Here is a 20412-nt window from a genome sequence, read left to right as displayed (position 1 = left end):
TCAAAGAGACGCCCAAAGAGAATTATGGCATGTACGATACCGATGAAGACTATCATCCAATGCTCATCGCAGGTTTGCCTGCCCACTCGGACGCAACGATCGACGTGAACAATCCGTTCACAGGAATGCTTCTTGGCAGAGTCCCGCAAAGCAGACCGGAGCATGCACGCCAGGCATTTGAAGCGGCCGCGCGGATTCGCCCCCGGCTCACGCGCCGCGAACGAACGGATATCCTCCTGGCGACGGCAAGCGCCATTAAGAGGGATCAAGGCCGGTTTGCTCGGCTCATCACAGCAGAAACAGGGCTCTGCCTGAAGGACTCTTTGCATGAAACTGCGCGTGCATGCGACGTCTGGTCATTTGCTGCCCATATGCTAATCCAGAGCGACGGCGAGATTTATCCATCTGACATTGGCGCAACCCCGCACGAACGGCGTATTTTTTCCATGCGTACGCCCCTCGCCGGTGCGATCTCAGCTATCACTCCGTTTAACCATCCTCTTAACCTCGTCAGCCATAAACTTGCGCCTGCGATTGCGACAAACAACCGCGTCGTCCTGAAGCCGTCTGAGCGAGCGCCGTTGACTGCGCTTGCGCTTGGCAGGATTCTCTACGAGCAAGGCCTGCCCGAGGGAATGCTTTCGATCCTGACAGGGGCTCCCGTCCCCTTGGGAGACGCCATGTTTACCGATCGAAGTGCTGAGCTCGTCACATTTACTGGCTCCGTTCACGTCGGGCACCATATTGCGGAACGAGCCGGTTACCGGAAGCTCATCTTGGAGCTCGGTGGGAATGACCCCATCATCGTGCTTGAGGATGCCGACGTCGATCGAGCAGCGTATTTGGCGGTTCAAGGAGCGACCAAGAACTCGGGTCAACGATGTACAGCCGTCAAGCGGGCGTTGGTGGTTGACTCCGTTGCCGACGAATTTGCCGAGCGGGCGCTCCATCACATGCTGAAGCTTTCGATCGGCGATCCCAGCGATCCATCGGTTGACATCGGCACTGTCATCAGTCGAGAGGCTGCCCAGCTAATTGCTCGACGGGTTGCCGATGCCGTCGATGCTGGTGCTACCCTGTTGCTCGGTAACCAGCCTCACGGCGCGTCCTATCCGCCCGCCCTATTGGACCACGTCTCACCGACGTCCGAACTTGTTATTGAAGAAACATTCGGGCCTGTGCTGCCGATCATCCGTTGTCCTAATGATGTTGATCAGATCATATCGATGGCGAACGCGACCCAGTTTGGACTTTCTGCTGGAGTGTGCTCCAATCGGCTTGATTATGTAACGAAGCTCATCGACGGTCTCGCGGTTGGCACCGTCAACGTGTGGGAAGTTCCCGGGTATCGCACCGAATTGACCCCATTCGGGGGAATCAAGCAGTCCGGACTCGGGCACAAAGAGGGCGTGCTGGAGGCGATGCGGAGCTTCACGCAGTTGAAGACCTACTCGCTTCCATGGTCAGTCTAGGCCAGCAGTTCTCTGCTTCGTTTGCGTATCATGACGATCTGGCAGGGTCGGCGGCAGTAGCCCTTGCAAATGATTGCGATCTTCTGATCTCTCCCACGGTGGACCGGATCTTAAGTTTTCCTGCCGCGCTCGAGCGTTTGTACTCTGCGAAGGCGGCCCACCGCACTTGTTTGAGCCAGACGTCGCGGTATCGTGGAGCTCGGCACCCACCTCGCCCCCCTCACGATTGGCTTGCGCGGTGTGATTTCCAATCTGTCTAGCGGGGAAACGTATTGCCTTGATTTTCTAAAGACATTTCAACGGTTTCGAAGAACGATTTTACGCAGCGCAGGCGCCTTTTGTCCGATGTCGTGACAATATATGTTTTGAAATCAGTGCAGAGTTCGTCGACTGTTTTATAGACGAGCTCCTCTGCTGGAAACACGCTGTCCTCGAGAAGGACGCCGATTCCGATTCCATGCAGAACGGCCTCCTTCAGAACAGGATAAGTCGTCATTTTGATAATATTTGGCATACTTGTACTGCTCTCAAGACAAGCTTTTTCCACTTCGCGGAGCGTCAGCGAACCATCCTCGGTTAGAATGATTCTCTCTTGGGCAAGTTCGGCAAGAGTGAGTGTCGGTCTGCCGGCGAGTCGATGCTCACGCCGCATGAACGCCATAAGCCGAGTCTTGCTTAGCTGCACGTGGAATAGGTTGGCAATGTCATCAGGCTCAGTGATGATAGCAATATCGACATCACGCGCTTCAAGCCGTTGCTTAGCAAGCTCCCAGGGCACCAGGGAGAAGGTGATTCTGACTGCGGGAAAATGCCGGTTGAACTCGGAAATAAGTGGCATTGCCGGGCGCGGCGCGTTCGCGATCACCGTTAGATGTCCGGCCGATAGGTCACTGTAGGCATTGATCTTCTCCGCGACGAGCTGCTCGAGGACTCGAACGCGATCAGTTAGCGCAAACAGTTCCTGGGCTGGTTTTGTCGGCTCGAGCCCGCTGCGATGACGGATAAAAAGGGTCGTCCCCATATGTTGCTCAAGCTTCGCAAGATGCTGGGTGACGGCCGATTGGGTGACACCGAGGACGGCTGCAGCTTCTGAAACGCTTCTCTGCCGGAAGACCTCTGTAAAGGCCGCAATCTGGTGAGAACTGATTTTCATGCCTTCGACGTCTGCTCCTCCTATTGCCGTAGATTCGCATTCCGATGCGGATTCAAGGCCTTCTCGCGCCCCTGTATGTAGTGAGCGGCCTAGACGCGATCAAAACGCCGCGGGCTCAGAGAATGAGGCACGCGGCTTTAGCGTTCGTCTCGATGTATGTGCTAATCACCGCTTTGTCTCGACCGACGATCGAAACAACTTACTGTCGCGACACCTACCCCCATATCACCCCTCCCCAAGCATTGTCTGCTTCAAGATCGCAAATCGACGAAAGACCCAAGATGCCGCCTCAACTCGCGGTAGAGGCTCCTGCTGCGCTAGTTGAAAATGAACATCACATGGTATCCGAAATGTCAAACTTCTGCTGCGTCTCCAAGCCGAGCTCGGCGCGTTACTCGCCAGCATAGGCAAACAAGGGCTCCTGCGCTTGGAGAGTGTTTTCTCTGCGCGACTGAACACACAACCTTGATTTTTGACTGCGCCAGTTGCGCGCTGTTTTTTTCACAGTTCATCTCGACCATTTAACTTGTTTGTTGGATGCGCTTCCCAGCAAGACCAGTAAGATGTGGCATAATTTACTGTGCGTATTAAGGCTGTCGTGCAGAATAAAATTGGCACCGGCGATAGATGCGGCGATTGGATCGCCAGCTTATTTAATTGCAGCAATACTTCAACTATTAGCAGGGCTAATAATAGGACATTTCTACGTCAACTGCGCTTGCTACGCCTCGTCTCCGGAAGCAGGCCGCAAACCACTATCAATCAGGCCTATCGAGAGCGCTGCGCTCATGCACAACGAAATCGGGCGTGTCGAGGAGGTGATCCTCTCCCCATCGAAAGGGGACGGGGGGGCCGCCTGTCGACCTCGTACGAATTAATAGGAGAGGCGAATGAAAATAAGCACCGACCGTATCCTCACGACCCACGTCGGCAGTCTGCCGCGGCCCTCTGCATTGGAGGAGATGCTCCTGGCGAAAGAGAAAAGCGAACTGGACGCTGACCGCAATCCGTTGTTGGCGGCCAGCGTTAGTTCAGCGGTCCTCGACATCGTAAAAAAGCAATCGCTTATTGGGCTTGCGGTTGTCGATGATGGAGAGATGAGCAAATACGCCTATTCGACCTATGCGCGCGAGCGCATGACAGGTTTGACCGGCGTTGATCAGCCGCTTGCGTTGTCCGAACTGGCGGAGTTTTCGAATTTCGCAAAGCGGGTCAATCTAGATATCAAGACGCCCGCGTGCGTGGGACCTATCGCGTACCAGGGAGAGGCGGCGGTGGCGACGGATATCGCCAACCTCAAAACGGCACTCGATATGGTTCCCGTTGAGGAGGCGTTCATGAACGCCTCGTCTCCGGGGATTATGGCCCACTACATGCCGAACAAATATTATCCCTCGCAGGAGGCCTATCTCTATGCCTTGGCCGACGCGATGAAGAAGGAATATGACGTCATCGCCGCATCGGGCATCCTTTTGCAGATCGACTGCCCTGATCTGGCGCTCGGACGCCATTTCCGGGCGAAACCGATGGACGTCGCAGAGTTTCGCAAAGAAATTGCCCTTCACGTCGAGGTCCTTAATCACGCCCTGCGCGACATTCCCGCCGGTCGGATGCGACTGCATCTATGTTGGGGCAATTACGAATCGCCCCATCATCACGATATCGATCTGCATGAGATCTTCGATATCATCATCAAGGCGCGGCCGATGGCACTTCTACTGGAGGCGGCAAATCCACGGCACTCGCACGAATGGAGTCTGTTCAAGGAGACACAGCTCCCCGACGACAAGATTCTTGTTCCCGGCGTCATCGACACCTGCACGAACTACATTGAACATCCCGAGGTCGTCGCCCAGCGCATCGAACAATACGCCAATTTGGTCGGACGGGAGCGAGTGATCGCCGGCACCGACTGCGGCTTTGCCAGCTTTGCAACGTTCCACACGGTCGATCCGGACATCGCCTGGCGCAAGCTCGAGTCGCTTGTGCAGGGCGCCGAGATTGCATCTCGCCGGCTCTGGAATGCGAACGCCAGGCCTTCCGTTCAAGCCGTTGCTTCCTGACAGCTCAAGTAGCCCCCAATAATGAAAATCATTCAAATCACCGATCTTCACCTGGTCCCAGCTGGCGATCGCCTCTTCGACAACGACCCGGGTGAGCGCCTGAACGCCTGCCTGGCAGATATCGCCAGGCAGCATGCAGATGCGGAGCTCTGCGTCATCACCGGTGATCTCGCTCATCATGGCGAAAAAAGCGCCTACGTTCGCCTGCGTGAGGCACTAAAGGTCCTGCCTATGCCGGTGCGGCTCTTGATGGGCAATCATGACGATCGCGCCAATTTCCGGAGCGTATTTCCCGAGGCTCCTGCTGACGATTTCGGCTTCATTCAATCCGCGCTCGACACGGCGGCGGGACGCTTTCTCTTCCTCGATACAAAGCAAACCGACAGCCACGCCGGCCTTTACTGTGAGCAGCGCCAGGCATGGTTGCGCACGCGTCTGGGAGAGTCACGAGGCAGCCCTGTCTATCTCTTCATGCACCACCCGCCGCTTCCGGTTCACTTCCGGCCGGCCGACGACATCATGCTGGACGACGCTGCAAGATTTGGACGACTCCTCGACGGGCACTCCATCCGCCATCTGTTCTTCGGGCATGTGCATCGCCCAATCGCCGGAAGCTGGCAGAACATTCCCTTTTCCACCTTGCGGGGGCTCAATCATCAATTGTGGCTCGATTTCGGTCACGAGCGAGGCATTCCTTGCAGCATGGAGCCGCCAGCCTATGCGATCGCGTTCCTGAACTCGGACGCGGTGGTGATCCACACCCACGACTTTCTCGATACAAGCGCAAAGTACCTGTACGAGCCCGACCTGCCCGTCGAACGTCAAGTCGTTTCAATGGCGCGACGAAGATAATCCTGATCCCGCACACGGCGGGGATCCGCTTCCCGCCGACGACCATCACGCCCGCCCGTTCCTTGTCTAGCCTCGGCGCGGCAGTTGTTCGCCGCGTTGGACACCTATTTGCGAGCCTTAAAGGAGGATCCTCATGAATTTGTCACGTCGCACGTTGCTCCGTTCTTCCGCCGCGGTATCGGCCGCGTCGGTTTTTGGTTCACTGGCCGGCTCCGCCTCCGCGGCCTCGGACACCGTAACCATCGCCTCACTCTACGATCTATCCGGACCGTTCGATGTCTATGGCGCACCGTCCAACATGTGCACGGAATTCGCGGTCAAGGAATTAAACGCGGCAGGGGGATTACTCGGCAAGCAAGTCGTCCTGAAGGCCTACGACTGCCAGTCGGACATCAACAAAGGTCCGCAATACGCGCAGCAGGCGGCGCTGCGCGACCGGGCCGTGATGGCGGTGGGCGCCTTGACCGGAGCTGCCCGAGAGGCCACGCGACCGGTTCTGCGCAAATACAAGGTGCCGTACTTCTATGGTTCGATCTATGAAGGTGGCGCCTGCGAACAGAACATCTTTTGCTGCAACACCGAAGGAAACCAGCAGGTCGTTCCGCTGCTCGAGTGGTCGTTCAAAACTCTCGGTAAGAAACTCTATTACATCGCTTCCGATTACAACGCGCCGCGCACATTCGGGGCCTGGAATCACGTGATGGCAAAGCGCGAAGGCGGCGAAGTGCTTGCGGACGACTATTATCCCCTCGATGTTACGGATTTCACTGCGGCAATCGCCAAGATCCAGGCGGCAAAGCCGGACTTCATCCATTCCTGCCTGGTTGGTGGTCCGTCAATGTCCTTCTACCGCCAATGGGCCGCAGCGGGAATGTTGAAGAAGATTCCCATCGTCTCGATCATTTTCGGTGGCGGGCAAGAGCACGAGATTTTGGCACCTGAAGAGACGAACGGCATCTACGCGGCCTATAACTATTTCCAGGAGCTCGATACGCCACGAAACAAAGCCTTTCTGGCGCGATTTGCTCAAGCGATGGGTCAAAACCACGCCTATATCAATGGCGAGGCGATCGGTGGATACAATACAGTCATGTTGTGGGCAGAGGCCGTCAGGCGCGCGAACAGCTTCGATCGCGACGCAGTAATGAAGGCTTGGGAAACCGGGATCACTTGGGAAGGGCCCGGCGGGAAAATGGTCACCGATGGGCCTACGCACCACACGACCCAGGACGTGCGCATTATCAGGGTCGAAAACCGAGTCTGGAGCCTGGTTGCAACCAAAGAACAGATCCAGCCGGACAGCTATGGCGGCAGGTGCGACGTCTTTGCCCACCCAAACCAGACGGAATTCTTGATGCCACAGATGTAGTCGGCCGCGCTCACGGCGCTGCGTCTCCAAAGCGGCGCAGCAGTCTCATTTGCTTGCTGTTCGTTGTCATCACTCGGCAGGAGAGCACGCCTCTTCTCTCGAGCAGCCAAGGAGAATTCTCGTGAAGCTATCTCGTCGCTCGTTTCTCGGCACTTCCGCAGCGCTCTCTGCTGCATCCATCGCCGGTTCTTTTGCCGGAGGCGCGTGGGCTGCATCCGACACCGTCGCTATTGCTTCGCTCCATGATTTGTCGGGAGCTCTTGATATTTATGGCGTACCCTCGAATTTGTGCATGAAGGTCGCCGTCGAGGAGATCAACGCCGCTGGCGGCCTGCTCGGCAAAAAGGTCGAGCTAAAGGTTTATGATGGCCAGTCCGACATCAACAAGTACCCGCAATACGCGCAGAAGGCGGCGCTGAACGATCGGGTCGTCATGGTACAAGGTGCGCTCAGCGGCGCCGCGCGCGAAGCCACACGCCCCGTACTGCGCAAGTACAAGATACCTTTCATCTACGGCTCGTTCTACGAAGGCGGACTTTGCGAGAAGAATACATTCTGCGTCAACACGGGCGGTAACCAGCAGGTTGTTCCTTTGCTCGAATGGTCGTTCAAGAATCTCGGAAAGAAGCTCTACTATATTGCGTCGGACTATAACGCCCCCCGCAATTTCGGGATCTGGAATCACGTGATGGCCAAGCGCGAAGGTGGCCAGGTGTTAGCCGATGATTACTATCCCCTCGATGTCACGGATTTCACCGCGGCCATTGCAAAGATACAGGCCGCCAAACCGGATGTCGTGCATTCCTGCCTCGTTGGCGGCCCGGCCATGTCGTTCTATCGCCAATGGGCAGCGGCCGGGATGCTAAAGAAGATTCCGATCATCTCCATCGTGTTTGCCGCTGGCAATGAGCACGAGGTTCTTGCTCCGGAGGAAACGGACGGCGTGATCGTCGCGTACAACTACTTCCAAGAACTCGACACGCCGAAGAACAAGGAATTTCTGGCCAAGGTGGAAGCCGTTGCCGGCAAGAACCACCCCTATATCAATGGCGAGGTGTTCGGCGGCTATAGCGGCGTCATGCTCTGGGCCGAAGCGGTCAAGCGTGCCGGCAGCTTCGAGCGGGAGGCGGTTCTGGCTGCCCTCGAAAGCAGCATCCGCTGGGAAGGTCCGGCCGGGGTCATGACCACGGATGGCCCCACCCACAACACGACCCAAGACGTTCACATCATCAAGGTCGAGAACCGCGTCTGGAGCCTGATCGAGAAGAAGGAGCAGATTCCGCCGGATACGTATGGTGGCAAATGCAACGTCTTCACCAATCCCAACCAGACGGATTTTCTGATGCCGCAGATCTAGGTGGGCCGGCACTCGCGGCGCCGCACTTTTCGCGGCGCCGCCAGCCCGATTTGCCCATCTCCATCTTCGCAAGCCGAGATCGTTCATGGACAGTTTCGTCATATTGTGTTTCGCCGTGGTCAATTCCGTTGCGCTTCTCGCCCTGATCAGCTTGGGACTCGCGGTCATTTTCGGCATGATGCGCGTCATCAACTTTGCTCACGGCGAGTTCATCATGCTCGGCGGATACGCCACCGTGATCGCCAATCATTGCGGCGTCAATCTTTGGCTCTCCATGCTGGTTGTCGCCCCAATGTTCGTCGCTCTGATCGGTGCCGTGGCGGAGCGACTGATCGTTCGCCGACTGTACGGTCATCTGGTCACGACGATGCTGGCAACCTGGGGTCTTAGCCTGTTTTTGATCGGTGCGGTGACCGCCATCTTCGGCAACACGACGATGGGCGTGAGCGCACCGCTGGGCAATATTCCGATAGGTGCCTACTCCATCGGTGCTTACCAACTGTTCTTGATTGGAATCACAGCTCTGCTGGTCGTGAGTTCTCTACTTGCTTTGCACTGGACGAAATATGGACTGATCGCGCGGGCCGCGATGCAAAATTCGGAAATGGCAGCGACCCTCGGGATCAACTGTGATCGCGTGTATGCGGTCACTTTCATCGTCGGCGCAGCGATCAGTGGCTTGGCCGGAGCGCTGCTTGCGCCGATATCCGGTGTCCTTCCTCATATGGGCGCGGCCTATGTTGCCCGGGCCTTCGTCACGGTGATCAGCGGTGGCGGAGCCCTAATTACGGGCTTTCTGTCGGCCGCAACGATACTCGGGCCGGTGGAGGCGTTGCTTTCCTATTTCGCAACACCGGTCGTCGGTCAGGCCTCGCTGCTGCTTTTGGCCGTCATCATCCTGCGCCTGCTTCCGACGGGCGTCTCCAGCTTGTGGACCGGAGGTCGATAACATCATGATGCGCCAAGTCAAACATGCCCTTTTCCCAGTCGCCCTTGTGCTCTTCGCGGCTCTCGGGCCATTCGTTCTGGAGCCTTACGATCTGGTCAATCTATCGGCCTTTTCGGCCATGGCGATCGCAGCACTCGGCCTTGCCTTCGTCTGGGGAACACTCGGGATCCTGAACCTCGGACATTCGGTGTTTTTTGGTCTGGGTGCCTATGCCTATGCAATCGCCGTCTCTAATCTCGGCGACAGCACGCTTGCCGTGTTGATTGGCATCGCGATGCCGGTCGCATTTTCGCTTGTCCTTGGCTATTTCCTGTTCTTCAGCCGCCTGGGCGACGTCTATCTCGGCGTTATCACGCTGTGCGTAACGCTGATCTTCTATTCCTTCATGACGTCAACCGCCGATCCCTCGTTTCACATCGGCCCGGTGCCGCTCGGCGGCTTCAATGGGATCACGGCGGTCCCGTCACTCAATATGCCCGGCGATCCGCAGGCATTTCTATCCACGGAAGCAACTTTCTCGATCTGCCTGCTTTCACTGGCGGGAGCTTACATTCTGCTCTCGTTCCTGCGCTCGAGCGATGCCGGTCGGATCATGACGGCGATCAGGGAAAGCGAATTGCGGAGCGAGCTTCTTGGCTACGACATCCGCTTCTACAAGCTCGTCGGCTTCGCAGTGAGTGCTGCTATTGCTGGGCTTGGCGGGGCACTTTACACGGCGGTGATGGGCTACGTCAGCCCGAACGTCTTTGATCTTCCGCAAGCCTCGCAGTTCGTTCTGTGGGTGATCGCCGGCGGACTCGGGGCCTTTGTCGGACCCGTGGTGGCAAGCTTCGGCTTCCAGCTCCTGAGCAGCCAGCTCGGCGCAAACCAGGTTTTCAACACGGAGCTTATTTTCGGCGCAACGATCATCCTATTCGTCATGCTCGTGCCGCAAGGCCTGCAGCCGATGCTTCTTGGCTTATCGAGCCTGAAGTTCCCGAACCGTTTTGGCATCTTGCGACGGAAGGAGAAGCCGGCATGAGCGGGCCCCCCATTCTTGCGACGCGCGGTCTCGTTAAGCGGTTCGGGGGTGTCGCCGCGGTTGATGGCGTCGACCTTGTCGTTAACGCCGGCGAAATCCGCTGCCTCATCGGCCCGAACGGCGCCGGCAAGAGCACGCTCTTCAAATGTCTTACACATCAGCACCAGCCGACGAGCGGCCATGTTCTGTTCGAGGGCCGGGATCTGCAGGGGCTGGCCACCCATCGCATTGCCCGGCTTGGGATCGCCATTAAGAACCAGATTCCCAGCATCTACGCCAATCTTGACGTCCGCGAGAATATCCGCCTAGCCGGCCTGCGGAGGGGACTGGAAAAGCGCCAGCTAGACAGGGTCGTCGAGCTGACGCTGGACGAGATCGGCTTCAACGAACGTCTGGCCAGTCAGCCGGCCGCGACCCTCTCGCACGCGCATCGGCAATGGTGCGAGCTCGGCATGCTGCTCGCGAGCAGCCCGCGCATTGCACTACTTGACGAGCCCACCGCCGGCATGACGCGCGAGGAGATGTTGAAGACCGTCGACATCATCAAACGTCTCAACGCCAGCGCTACGGTGATCGTCGTCGAGCACGATTTGGAGTTCATCGCGCGCCTTGCGCAACGAGTTACAGTGCTACACAGGGGAAAGGTGCTGGTGGAGGACACCATGGACAAGATCGAGGCAAACGAGATTGTTCGCGACATTTATCTCGGCCGCAAGAAGGAGGCCACTCATGCTGAAAGGTGAACGGTTGATCTCGGGCTACGGCAAGACGCAGGTACTGCGCAGCCTAAGCTTCGATCTCGGCGCTCATGAGATCTTGGGCATCATCGGCATCAACGGTATGGGCAAGACCACCTTGCTCAAGACTGTCATGGGACTGTTGCCGGTGGAAGGTGGCCGGATCGTGCTGGACGGTGATGCGATCGAAGCTCTGCCGGCCTATCGACGCAGTCGCCTCGGCTTCAGCTACACCCCGCAAGGCGGAGCGGGTTTTCCGGGCCTCACCGTAAAGGAGAACTTGTTGCTTGCGGGCATGATGCCCGGATCCGGCAACGCAAAGCCGATTGCCGAGATATTGTGTCTCTTTCCGAGACTCGAAAAGCTCCTTGCGCGCCCCAGCGGTGCGTTGAGCGGAGGCGAGCGGCAGTTGCTGGCCCTGGCACGCGCCATGGTTCGCTCGCCGCGGCTTCTTCTGCTTGATGAATTGACGGAAGGCATTCAGCCTTCGGTGACCGACGAAATCGCCGAATGCCTGTTGGCGATTCATCGGTCGGAAAAGACGGCCATGATTATTGCCGATCAGGATCTCAGTTTCTTGGCCTCGCTGGTCGGCCGAGCGCTGGTCGTCCAGAAGGGACAGATTGTGGCGGAGCGGAATCCAACTGAACTCCTCGCCGATAGTGTTTTCCAGACGGACTGAGGTCATGCCGGCCCCGGGCCCGTGTCCAGCGATGCTGGAGGTCGCCAGTATCCCGGATATCAGCAAGACAGTCTCGATCCGTCCCGAAATCGTGATCATCCCGTTCAGACCAGCGCCCACCGTTCATTTTGTGGAGCCACTATGGCCACCAGAACCCTCTCAGTCCAACCGACCGTCCACCTCGGCGCTCAGATACACGATACCAAACTCGGTGCGTACTGCGAGGTCGGTATGCGCACGATCTTGCGAGAAGTGACGATGGGCGATTATTCCTACGTCGAAAACGATTCCCAGATCGCCTATACCACGATCGGAAAGTTCTGCTCGATTGCGGCAATGACCCGCATCAACCCCGGCAACCATCCGATGCACCGCGCGAGTCAGTCGCATTTCACCTATCGGGCGAGTGCCTATTTTCCCGGCGAGAGTGAGGAGGCAGAATTTTTCGATTGGCGGAGGCAGCATCAGGTCCACATCGGCCACGATGTCTGGATAGGTCACGGCGCAATCGTCCTTCCCGGCCGCAACGTCGGCACTGGTGCCGTGGTTGCGGGCGGTGCAATCGTTACCAAGGACGTGCCGGCCTACACGATCGTCGCTGGTAATCCGGCCCGCCCCGTCAGGCGGCGGTTCTCGGACGACATCGCCGGGCGGCTCGCCAGGCTTGCCTGGTGGGGCTGGGATCATGAAAGCCTGCAGGCGGCGCTGCCAGATTTCCGCAAGCTGACGATTGACGAGTTTCTGAGCAAATACGAAGGGGCCGGTCTTGCCAGGTTGAAGTCTCCGCGTTGATCGCCTCGAGGGGACTGGTTTCTGATTGTCAGAGGCTCGGCTCGTCCTCGAGCCCGTTCAAAAATCGTCGATCGCGCTCAATGGTCTAGTGCGGCGATTAGCCCTTGAGCGGCGCGTTGTCGAGGGTTCAGCGACGTCCCGAAAGAAATGCTAGCATCATGAAGAAAGGGGTTGACGTGTCATCCGTTGCACGAACTGAGTTTGCGCTCGCTGAGGTTCAAGCGATCAAAGAAGCTGAACCCGAGAAAAGCTTTCGATTCTACGACAATCGGCAAAAATACCTGATGTTCGTCAATACGTGCAGCGAGAAGCGCGTTGTATCAGAACGAATAGCGCTCGAACTCGATCAGATTCATCCACGTCCGCCCGCTGTGCGTGTCTTTGATGCGGGCGTTGGTGACGGAACGGTGCTGGCCCGCGTGCTGCGTTCAATGCATCAACGCTACGAGCATTTGCCATACTATGTCGTCGGGAAAGAGATCAGCCTCGAAGACATTCGCCTGACGCTCGAGAAGCTACCTGATCGGTTTCACGAGCACCCGGCTATGGTCGTCGTCCTAACCAACCTTTACTATCACGAAGCCCCATATCTTTCGCCAAGCTCGGCATCAGCGAAATCCAGACTCGTCTGGCATGAAGTCGCCCTGAGCGGACGGACTGCGGCCGAGTACGAGCGCCAGATCAATGCTCTGGAGCCGTTTCTAGCTCAACATTGGAAGGCCAGTGTAAGCAAGAACTCCGGCAACCCGGTCTATGAGCGCCCGGTCGTTCTGGTGCTGTATCTGCAGAGCTGCCAGTTCCTGTTGGACCAGGTCATCCCCAAGCAAGGCGCGATCGTGGCGGACTACGATCTTGTCATCGCCTCTCAGCCCTATCGGGCACGTGCGTCGGCGGAGTTCAAGGCAAAGAAGGTCATTGCGCCACTGGCACTCGCACTTGCTCCGGGAGGTCGATTGGTCGGCATTCATTCGTGCGGCAATGATCCAGGCCTGGAAATCATTCAGAGCGTGTGGCCCGGGGAACAGCCCTTCGCAAGCGATCGTCGAGACATCTTGCGCGAAACGAAGCTCGCGATGGGGCATGAGGCACGCCAGTACAACTTCAATGCGCTGACCGATAAACAGTCTAGATTCAAGTACGTGATGCATACGTTGCCCAACGAAATTGACGCGGACGCCACGTCCATCGGGACGTCAACAATGTTCGCAGCCTGGAATAACGCCAGCTACGTGGCGCAGATTGAGGACGAGCGACTGGCCCGGGCAATGACGGACGATCGGTACTTGGCATGCACTAAGGAGATCTTGCGCAAACATAATGGACTCTGGTTCTGGGACGAGTCTTACGTCATCTCTCGAAACCACAAACTATGAAATAGTTCAGCCCCCCGCTGAGGCGGGGGACTTTTTCCGCTCGCTTCCAACCTCAAAAGACCCGGCTAGTGACGTCGAGCCTCTGGGCGAAGATTGCCGTGCGCTCGCGTTGCAGCCGAAAAAGGACCAGTTGATGACCGAGTCAAAGGCCCAAGCTTGCAACGAGGGGGACGCTTGCCAGCAATTTCTCGGTCAGTACTCCATCGAAATCACGCCGGGCGATACTCGCGCGGTTGAGACAGCGAGGCGAGTCCTTTCGCCCGGAACAGAGATATATCTTGCGAATGTATCAGGAGAGCCGCTAGGGACGTTGGTTGCAAGAGCGCTAGAGCTCAGGACATCGGGCTTCGTTCCGGTGCCTCACGTGGTTGCACGTAGATTCGAAAGCCACAATCAGCTCGAGACAACACTGGCCCGACTGCAGGAGGTGGGCATCGATCGAGCATTGTTGCTGGCGGGCGACGTTGCGCGCGTCGTCGGACCGTTTCCCTCCAGTCGAGCGGCGCTTGAGACGGGCCTATTCGCTCGCTATGGGTTTGAACGTATTGGCTTCGCCACCTATCCGCAGCCTCATCCGCACATCCCGACCGATGTGCTAGATGGCGAACTTGATCAAAAGGTTTCGTTGACCGCTCGGCAAGGGATGACGCCGTGGGTGGTGAGCCAGTTTTGTTTCGAGCCAGACGACATAACAGCACATATCAGTCGTTTGCAGATGCGAGGAATAATAGATGACGTTCGCGTCGGTTTGGCTGGCCCTACTACGCTAAAGAGCGTCATGCGTTTGGCGCTCATATGTGGCGTATCAAACTCTGCTCAAGCATTGCGCGCTCAAGGTCATAGACTAAGCCGTCTTGCCGTCGGTTATGAGCCGCGGGAGCTAATTGATCGACTCTTGCACAAAATGAAAAGCACGGTTGAATTGCGATCGTTACGAGCGCACTTCTTCGGGTTCGGTGAACTTCAGCAGACAGCTACGTGGATTCGAAAATATAGAGGTAAGGAGGCGACGGCGTAGATGTGCCCCAACGGCCTCATGATCTGTTTCGGCACACGCAAGTTTCCGGGAAGAAAGATAACCGTTACAAGACTGCAACCTTAGCATGGTGCTTATGTGGTTTGTCTCCTACCCGGCCGGCTCATTGCATCCTCTGACAAAGCGACAGGACACATCTTCGGCGGTTACGAGGATCTACGCGGCTTCGATCCCAGCGTTCAAGGCTACATGTTTTTCTGTCTCGGCATATCGGCGGGCGAGGATTTCAGGCGCCGCCGCGCCGGCTTTGCGTCTCTATGGGCGTTGCATCGGTCACCAGCGACGATTGTAGGCGCGACCGGCGATTCGGGCAGGCGCCTGTGCCGACTCTTAGCCCTGATCGTCTGCCCAACAATCATTGCTCGTGGCCTGAAACAGGATCCTGCCGGATGATCCGAGAGGGTTCATATGTTGCTCTCTGTCAACTCTTTACGCGGATGGTCACGCGAGGATTGCCTTCATCATCTGTGTAGTCCTCCACAATCACTTCGATTTCGTTGGACCAAAACCAAAACTGGCGCAGATGTTCTGCTCTGTGCTGAGCAACAATTTGAGCCTTCTCAAACTCAGTCAACTTTCTTCGAATCATTGGACTCTTCAAGCATCCACGGTCGCTAGTGGTCCCCAGCAGCACACAAAGAAAATACGACTGCCCCCGCACCAAGCCCTGCAGCGCTACTCGTGCCGTCGGTTGGACGGCCTCACGATAACGACAACTTCGTGGATGGGCTTGCGGAGGCGCCACACCCAGCGCCGCGGCCGCAATCCGTTCGGCGGCTCCGAATTTCTTGGCATGACGCCCTCTCCAAAAAGCCCCGGCCACCTTTCGGCAGCCGGGCCAGTCTCTGGGAGGAACGGGCCTGAAAAATTATCCCGAGCCACCGCCCCGTCAGGAGTGATAAGGCGGCTCTCTCACGCTACTCGGACCAGCTGTCGAGAAGCTGACGAGCCCCCGTCTGGAAAACGCAAAGGACCTCCTTTGCTGCGAGTGCCAGCGCAGCCGACATGGGTCGGGATTTTTCGCGTACAAGGATTTGTGGCAGGAAAATTGGCGCTCACCTGATCCGACATTCCGTCGGCAATCTTCAGTACGTAGCGAGCACCGCAGTCGATGAATTGACAGCAGGCATTCGGCGATTCATCAGCGACCGAATGCTAGATGGGGTTCAGTGCTTGCGCGATCTTCGGCGACAATCCGCTTCAGCTTGCTGTCTCTTGCTCGCGCTGACGCAGCTGGTTCATCTCATGCTGACAAATGGCCGAGCTGCCCAAACCTCAGCCTCGGGGCATGCCGTCCGCTCGAATATCCATGCAGGAACCTCAAGCAATCGATCTGTTGCGAACCATGCAGAGAACAGCGGAAACCGACATCATCAGCCTTCTCGACCTTTCCCTGAACGCGGAACTCGGCGATCAAACCAGGGATGAAATCGATAAAGAACCTCACGAAGAACGGTTCTGTGGGTATTCCTGAGCCTTGTTGTATATGGGAAGAACGTGAAGTGGACCCTATGCTGAGGACCACTGGGTCCGGTTTCTTAAGTGGAGCTGCTGCCGTTCGTTTTTTCCAATAACTTTATGCCACTCTTACTTGCTGCTGTTGTGGCTGTGGGGATGTGGGCAACGCGCAGCGTTGTCCAAGCTTCTCGCTTGCGAGAAGCGTCATATCCACAGCCACTTCGCCGAATGCGCCGGTGACATCGGCCCGCCAGACCGCCATCGGCGCACGGTTTTCCAGCGCCTGATGAGGGCGCTGGAAATTGTAAAACTCGATCCATCGGGCGATTCCGGCTTTGGCCTCGTGGCCATCCGAATAACCCTTGAGATAGATGTCCTCGTATTTGAGCGAGCGCCACAGCCGCTCGATGAACACGTTGTCCATCCAGCGCCCGCGACCGTCCATCGAGATTCTGACGCCGGTGGCGGCCAGCGTCGGTGAAGGCGGCGCTGGTGAACTGGCTGCCCTGGTCGGTATTGAAGATCTCAGGCCGGCCGAAGCGCGCCAAGGCCTCTTCGAGCGCAGACACGCAGAACGATGTGTCCATTGTGTTCGACAGGCGCCAGGCCAGCACCGCACGGCTCGCCCAATCGATGATCGCCACCAGATACAGAAAGCCCCGGCCGATCGGCACATAGGTGATATCGGCCGCCCACACTTGATTCGGCCGGCCGATCACCATCTGGCGCAGGAGATACGGGAAGATCTTGTGTCCCGGCGCCGGCTTTGTGGTTCTGGGCTTTGGTCCCAGCGCCGCGATGCCCATCTTGCGCATCAACCGCTGCACGCGCTTGCGATTGATCCGACAGCCTTCGCCATTGAGCATCGCCGTCATTCGCCGCGAGCCCAGGAACGGCCAGGCCGTGAACAGCTGGTCGATCCGCCGCATCAGCTCAAGATCGTTGTCATTGGCCGGCCGCGGCGGCCGATATACGCTCGATCGCAACGCTCAGCAGTTGGCATTGCCGGCGGATCGATAGACTCTCATGATCGCGCTGAAGCAATCCTCGGCGATCCGGCGCGCTCATCTTCCGGACCTCCTGGCTAAGAAATCCCGCTCGACCGTCAATTGTCCGATCTTGGCGTGGAGCTTCTCGACCTCCAGTTCGTGGGCCGCCTCGCCATCCCGACCAGCGCCCGCGTCGAACGCCCGAACCGCTTGATCCTGAAGCTGCTTCTTCCACGCATAGATCTGGTTCACATGCACCTGGTAGCGCTGCGCCAGATCCGTCACCGTTGATTGTTCTCGCAGCGCCTCCAAGGCGATCTTTGCCTTCAGCGCCGCATCGATTTTCCGTCTCGTCTTCTTCATGGTCCGCTCCGTTTATCAAAACGGAACGGCATCCGCACCACCTAAGCCGCCGGTCCAATATCCGGGGTCCACTTCAAACGGTCGCATGGCGGATTCGATCAAAAGAAGCGACGATAGCCCAATGGTCGGCGCCGACGTCGGAGCCTGCAAAGGCGTTTCTAGATTGCGACCTGAATTCGATTGTGCGACGTTGAGTCAGACCTCTCGGTACCAATCGTGTAAATTGTCAATGTCGGTCGTCCAGCTACTGATGACCGGGCGCAACGTGTTCGAGCACGCGGCGACTCTCATACGGTGAATCACGGGGATGAGAACGGTGTCCTGCCACAGGATATCATTGGCCTTGACGAAGAGGGCTGCGCGCTTAACCGGATCGATTTCAACCTCGGCAGCATCGATCACCGCATCATAATCGCGGCTTGCGTAGCGCGGAATGTTGAATCCCTGCCACTTGCTCTCCTTGCTGGGAATGTAGCGCGAATGAAAGGCACGCATACGCCTCTCCGGGTCGGGCTGGGTACTTAGGGACGCTAACAATTCGATATCTGCATTAAACTTTGTGTAAGTGTCCGGATTTGCAACATCCGACGAAAAGAACACAGATGCGACAACCGATTTGAGCTCCACGTCGATGGCTGCCTTCTGACAGGCATGCTTGATGATGGCCTGAGTCTTCTGGCGCGGTCCGTTGGTCGAGGTCTGGAAAAGCAGTTTGAGCTTCCTTCCGTCTTTCTCGCGAACACCGTCCGGGCCGGGTTTCCACCCGGCATCGTCAAGCAGCTTGGCAGCCTTTTCGATACTGAACTCCCATGAGGTATTCTTAGAAACGAACTGCTCGGGGCCATTAAGGAAATTTGCGGTGGTGCGGCCGGCGCGGCCGTAAATGGCCTTCTTGATCGTCTCCCGATCAACGAGCAGCGCAAGTGCCTTGCGGACCGCGGGATCCGAGAACAGCGGATGTTTGGACATCAATGAGGAGCGTTCTTGATCGGCCTCGATCTTAGGGTCGGTGAAGTTCAGCGCGATGAACTCAACATCTGCGCCGACCGCATGGATGCTCTTGCCTTTGCCACCTTTTTCAATATGCAACAAAACGTCGTCTTCGACTTGAATATTCCAACCGAAGTCGTATTCGCCGGTCTGGATCACCGCGCGTGCCGCCGAGACAGCATCTCCTCCGCCCTTCATCTCGATTGTGTCGAAATAGGGTCGGCCAGTCATGTGGTATTGGGGGTTGATCTCGCCGCGGACGAGTTCGCCGGGCTTGAACTCGATGAATTTGTAAGGGCCCGTGCCCACCGGCGACAAGTTGTTCGGCGCCTTGCGGGATTTGTTGCCCCGATAATCGGCGAACAAGTGTTTTGGGATGATGGCGCCGGGAGCTCCGACAAATGCGTCGGCCCAGAAGGGAGTCGGCTGACTGAAGAGGATACGCACGGTGAGATCATCAATCCGTTCAACCGTTGTGCTGCGGTATGTTGCTATGGTTGCGGCTGCCGTGTCAGGATCTTTGGCGTACTCCCAGTTGAAAACTACATCGTCCGCGGTAAAGGGCTTGCCATCGTGCCATTTGACCCCGGGCTTAAGCTTCCATGTCGCTGACTTGCCGTCGGGCGCGAGCCCTCCGTTCTGGATCGAGGGTATCTCCGCGGCAAGAACGGATTGGAGGTTGCCATCCGGATCCCAACAGGCGAGCGGTTCATAGAAGAGGCGCGAGCCATCCTGGTCCTTCATGCTTATTCCAAGGTGGGGGTTGAGCAGGGTTGGTCCTTGCCACCACAACATCTTCAGCGGTCCACCACCGCCGCGTTTGGTTGGTTTGTAGGTTGATGGGACCTCGGCTGTGGCTACGCCGCCGATGGCGAGGATCTGCGTTGCCATCGGCGGGGTGATACCGAAGCATATCACGCGCTGGACGAAGGCCCGGCGATCCATAGATCCGCTCTTTACCTTATCGATCAAGCCAAGTAGCGCTGCGTCAAACATCGACGGCCTCCGGTGTTCAAGCTATGCTCCGTCCAACTGGTTCGAGGCTCGACATGATGGCCGTCTTGCTCCTATTTTCGTTCATCAAACGCTAGTAGTCTGTTGACGCTGTCCAACGGGCGGAGCCGCCCAAAAACCGCCCTGCTTTTCGCAACTGACGAGATCCGTGCGGCGTGAGTCTAAGAGTTGAGACACTCGCAATCCTTGTTAGTCATTCATTGGAGAGCCTTTGCGTGGTCAGGCCTCTCACCAGTTGAGATCGTACAATTGGACGCTACGTGCGATTCAAGGGGTTGCTTCCCGCATTACCGCTAGAAATGTTCCTGAATAGCGCGTCGTTGCCTCGAATAATTTGCTCCTCGTGCGAAACGGGCGGTCGGGGGCGACGACGGGGCGATTGAGCAGGCGACGCGCGAGGGACTAACGGCGACTATCAGCGAGCGTTACAGATCGTCGAACTGTGCGCAGAAGCGCGGATTTTCGCTGCGCTCATCGTCATCACAGGATTTCATCGCAAGCACGCCACACAACTCCTTCGCGGCCCTGAGGTCGGTCGGGCGGCAGGCGATTAAACCGGTTATTGCTTTGCAAAGCGACGCCAGGCTGAATTACCGGCCGCACTCCGTTTCGTACACTACGGGTTGAAAAAGCCTTTGACCGCGAGTATAGCGCGACAATCAGGATGAGAGCGGCGCGTCAATCAAGATGAGACGAGGCGGCCGAGTCAGGAGATAATTGACGCTGGCCGCCGGCTTGGCAA

Annotated in this window: 16 protein-coding genes and 1 pseudogene; 13 read left to right on the top strand and 4 right to left on the bottom strand. The window is 57.3% G+C overall.

All coding sequences use genetic code 11. The features are described from left to right. Window positions 1-29 precede the first annotated feature (29 nt). Window positions 30-1472: a phosphonoacetaldehyde dehydrogenase gene (phnY, locus tag QQL28_RS41695; RefSeq protein ID WP_284275137.1), complete on the top strand. Its 1443-nt coding sequence runs from the start codon at window positions 30-32 to the stop codon at window positions 1470-1472. Window positions 1473-1728: 256 nt separating this feature from the next. On the opposite strand, the gene QQL28_RS41690 is transcribed toward phnY, so the two are convergent. Further along, the gene (locus QQL28_RS41690; RefSeq protein ID WP_284275136.1) at window positions 1729-2625 is read right to left on the bottom strand and encodes a LysR family transcriptional regulator; all 897 of its coding nucleotides are present in this window, start codon (window positions 2623-2625) and stop codon (window positions 1729-1731) included. Between the two features lie 890 nt (window positions 2626-3515). On the opposite strand from QQL28_RS41690, the gene QQL28_RS41685 reads away from it, so the two are divergent. The 11 genes from QQL28_RS41685 (at window position 3516) to QQL28_RS41635 (ending at window position 14838) form a co-directional block, all read left to right on the top strand. After that, window positions 3516-4688 carry a cobalamin-independent methionine synthase II family protein gene (locus QQL28_RS41685; RefSeq protein ID WP_284275132.1) on the top strand — a complete coding sequence of 391 codons (1173 nt, stop codon included), beginning with the start codon at window positions 3516-3518 and terminating at the stop codon, window positions 4686-4688. A 21-nt stretch (window positions 4689-4709) separates the two neighbouring features. Next, window positions 4710-5540: a phosphodiesterase gene (locus QQL28_RS41680; protein WP_284275130.1), complete on the top strand. Its 831-nt coding sequence runs from the start codon at window positions 4710-4712 to the stop codon at window positions 5538-5540. Window positions 5541-5673: 133 nt separating this feature from the next. Further along, window positions 5674-6909 carry an ABC transporter substrate-binding protein gene (locus tag QQL28_RS41675; protein WP_284275128.1) on the top strand — a complete coding sequence of 412 codons (1236 nt, stop codon included), beginning with the start codon at window positions 5674-5676 and terminating at the stop codon, window positions 6907-6909. A gap of 121 nt (window positions 6910-7030) precedes the next feature. After that, window positions 7031-8266, top strand: coding sequence for an urea ABC transporter substrate-binding protein (locus QQL28_RS41670; protein ID WP_284275126.1), 1236 nt, complete (start codon window positions 7031-7033; stop codon window positions 8264-8266). 85 nt (window positions 8267-8351) lie between these two features. Further along, a complete protein-coding gene (locus QQL28_RS41665) occupies window positions 8352-9215 on the top strand; it encodes a branched-chain amino acid ABC transporter permease (RefSeq protein ID WP_284275124.1) in 864 nt (287 codons plus the stop codon). Between the two features lie 4 nt (window positions 9216-9219). Then, on the top strand, window positions 9220-10236 hold the full coding sequence (locus QQL28_RS41660; protein ID WP_284275122.1) for a branched-chain amino acid ABC transporter permease: 1017 nt from the start codon (window positions 9220-9222) through the stop codon (window positions 10234-10236). Then, window positions 10233-10979, top strand: a complete 747-nt coding sequence (locus QQL28_RS41655; protein ID WP_284275120.1) for an ATP-binding cassette domain-containing protein — start codon at window positions 10233-10235, stop codon at window positions 10977-10979. Before QQL28_RS41660 ends, QQL28_RS41655 begins: the two co-directional genes overlap by 4 nt. Beyond that, window positions 10966-11655 carry an ABC transporter ATP-binding protein gene (locus QQL28_RS41650; protein ID WP_284275117.1) on the top strand — a complete coding sequence of 230 codons (690 nt, stop codon included), beginning with the start codon at window positions 10966-10968 and terminating at the stop codon, window positions 11653-11655. The genes QQL28_RS41655 and QQL28_RS41650 overlap by 14 nt, the downstream gene beginning before the upstream one ends. Before the next feature lie 141 nt (window positions 11656-11796). Continuing rightward, window positions 11797-12447 (top strand): LbetaH domain-containing protein, encoded by a 651-nt coding sequence (locus QQL28_RS41645; protein ID WP_284275172.1) that lies wholly within the window; start codon window positions 11797-11799, stop codon window positions 12445-12447. Between the two features lie 158 nt (window positions 12448-12605). Further along, entirely contained in the window at window positions 12606-13820 is a 1215-nt protein-coding gene (locus tag QQL28_RS41640; protein ID WP_284275115.1) for a hypothetical protein, read from the top strand. 133 nt (window positions 13821-13953) lie between these two features. Beyond that, on the top strand, window positions 13954-14838 hold the full coding sequence (locus QQL28_RS41635; RefSeq protein ID WP_284275113.1) for a methylenetetrahydrofolate reductase: 885 nt from the start codon (window positions 13954-13956) through the stop codon (window positions 14836-14838). 439 nt (window positions 14839-15277) lie between these two features. On the opposite strand, the gene QQL28_RS41630 is transcribed toward QQL28_RS41635, so the two are convergent. Further along, window positions 15278-15445 carry a hypothetical protein gene (locus QQL28_RS41630; RefSeq protein WP_284275111.1) on the bottom strand — a complete coding sequence of 56 codons (168 nt, stop codon included), beginning with the start codon at window positions 15443-15445 and terminating at the stop codon, window positions 15278-15280. A 666-nt stretch (window positions 15446-16111) separates the two neighbouring features. On the opposite strand from QQL28_RS41630, the gene QQL28_RS41625 reads away from it, so the two are divergent. Further along, a complete protein-coding gene (locus QQL28_RS41625) occupies window positions 16112-16330 on the top strand; it encodes a hypothetical protein (protein WP_284275108.1) in 219 nt (72 codons plus the stop codon). Window positions 16331-16576: 246 nt separating this feature from the next. Here QQL28_RS41625 and QQL28_RS41620 read toward each other — a convergent pair. Together QQL28_RS41620 and QQL28_RS41615 are read right to left on the bottom strand one after the other, a co-directional pair. Next, a pseudogene (locus tag QQL28_RS41620) lies at window positions 16577-17666 on the bottom strand (IS3 family transposase); the annotation flags it as partial. A 195-nt stretch (window positions 17667-17861) separates the two neighbouring features. Next, window positions 17862-19652: a peptide ABC transporter substrate-binding protein gene (locus tag QQL28_RS41615; RefSeq protein WP_284275106.1), complete on the bottom strand. Its 1791-nt coding sequence runs from the start codon at window positions 19650-19652 to the stop codon at window positions 17862-17864. Window positions 19653-20412: the final 760 nt, after the last annotated feature.

This window comes from Bradyrhizobium iriomotense, assembly GCF_030160715.1.
Taxonomy (GTDB): Bacteria; Pseudomonadota; Alphaproteobacteria; order Rhizobiales; family Xanthobacteraceae; genus Bradyrhizobium; species Bradyrhizobium iriomotense.
Note: the sequence above shows the minus strand (reverse complement) of the source record. Positions and strands in the feature narration are given on the sequence as shown.

Excerpts from the sequence above, each read along its gene's own strand:
- phnY (WP_284275137.1), top strand. The coding sequence starts at position 30 with ATGTACGATACCGATGAAGACTATCATCCAATGCTCATCGCAGGTTTG.
- QQL28_RS41690 (WP_284275136.1), bottom strand. The coding sequence starts at position 2,625 with ATGAAAATCAGTTCTCACCAGATTGCGGCCTTTACAGAGGTCTTCCGG.
- QQL28_RS41685 (WP_284275132.1), top strand. The coding sequence starts at position 3,516 with ATGAAAATAAGCACCGACCGTATCCTCACGACCCACGTCGGCAGTCTG.
- QQL28_RS41680 (WP_284275130.1), top strand. The coding sequence starts at position 4,710 with ATGAAAATCATTCAAATCACCGATCTTCACCTGGTCCCAGCTGGCGAT.
- QQL28_RS41675 (WP_284275128.1), top strand. The coding sequence starts at position 5,674 with ATGAATTTGTCACGTCGCACGTTGCTCCGTTCTTCCGCCGCGGTATCG.
- QQL28_RS41665 (WP_284275124.1), top strand. The coding sequence starts at position 8,352 with ATGGACAGTTTCGTCATATTGTGTTTCGCCGTGGTCAATTCCGTTGCG.
- QQL28_RS41660 (WP_284275122.1), top strand. The coding sequence starts at position 9,220 with ATGATGCGCCAAGTCAAACATGCCCTTTTCCCAGTCGCCCTTGTGCTC.
- QQL28_RS41655 (WP_284275120.1), top strand. The coding sequence starts at position 10,233 with ATGAGCGGGCCCCCCATTCTTGCGACGCGCGGTCTCGTTAAGCGGTTC.
- QQL28_RS41650 (WP_284275117.1), top strand. The coding sequence starts at position 10,966 with ATGCTGAAAGGTGAACGGTTGATCTCGGGCTACGGCAAGACGCAGGTA.
- QQL28_RS41645 (WP_284275172.1), top strand. The coding sequence starts at position 11,797 with ATGGCCACCAGAACCCTCTCAGTCCAACCGACCGTCCACCTCGGCGCT.
- QQL28_RS41640 (WP_284275115.1), top strand. The coding sequence starts at position 12,606 with ATGAAGAAAGGGGTTGACGTGTCATCCGTTGCACGAACTGAGTTTGCG.
- QQL28_RS41635 (WP_284275113.1), top strand. The coding sequence starts at position 13,954 with ATGACCGAGTCAAAGGCCCAAGCTTGCAACGAGGGGGACGCTTGCCAG.
- QQL28_RS41630 (WP_284275111.1), bottom strand. The coding sequence starts at position 15,445 with ATGATTCGAAGAAAGTTGACTGAGTTTGAGAAGGCTCAAATTGTTGCT.
- QQL28_RS41625 (WP_284275108.1), top strand. The coding sequence starts at position 16,112 with ATGGCCGAGCTGCCCAAACCTCAGCCTCGGGGCATGCCGTCCGCTCGA.
- QQL28_RS41615 (WP_284275106.1), bottom strand. The coding sequence starts at position 19,652 with ATGTTTGACGCAGCGCTACTTGGCTTGATCGATAAGGTAAAGAGCGGA.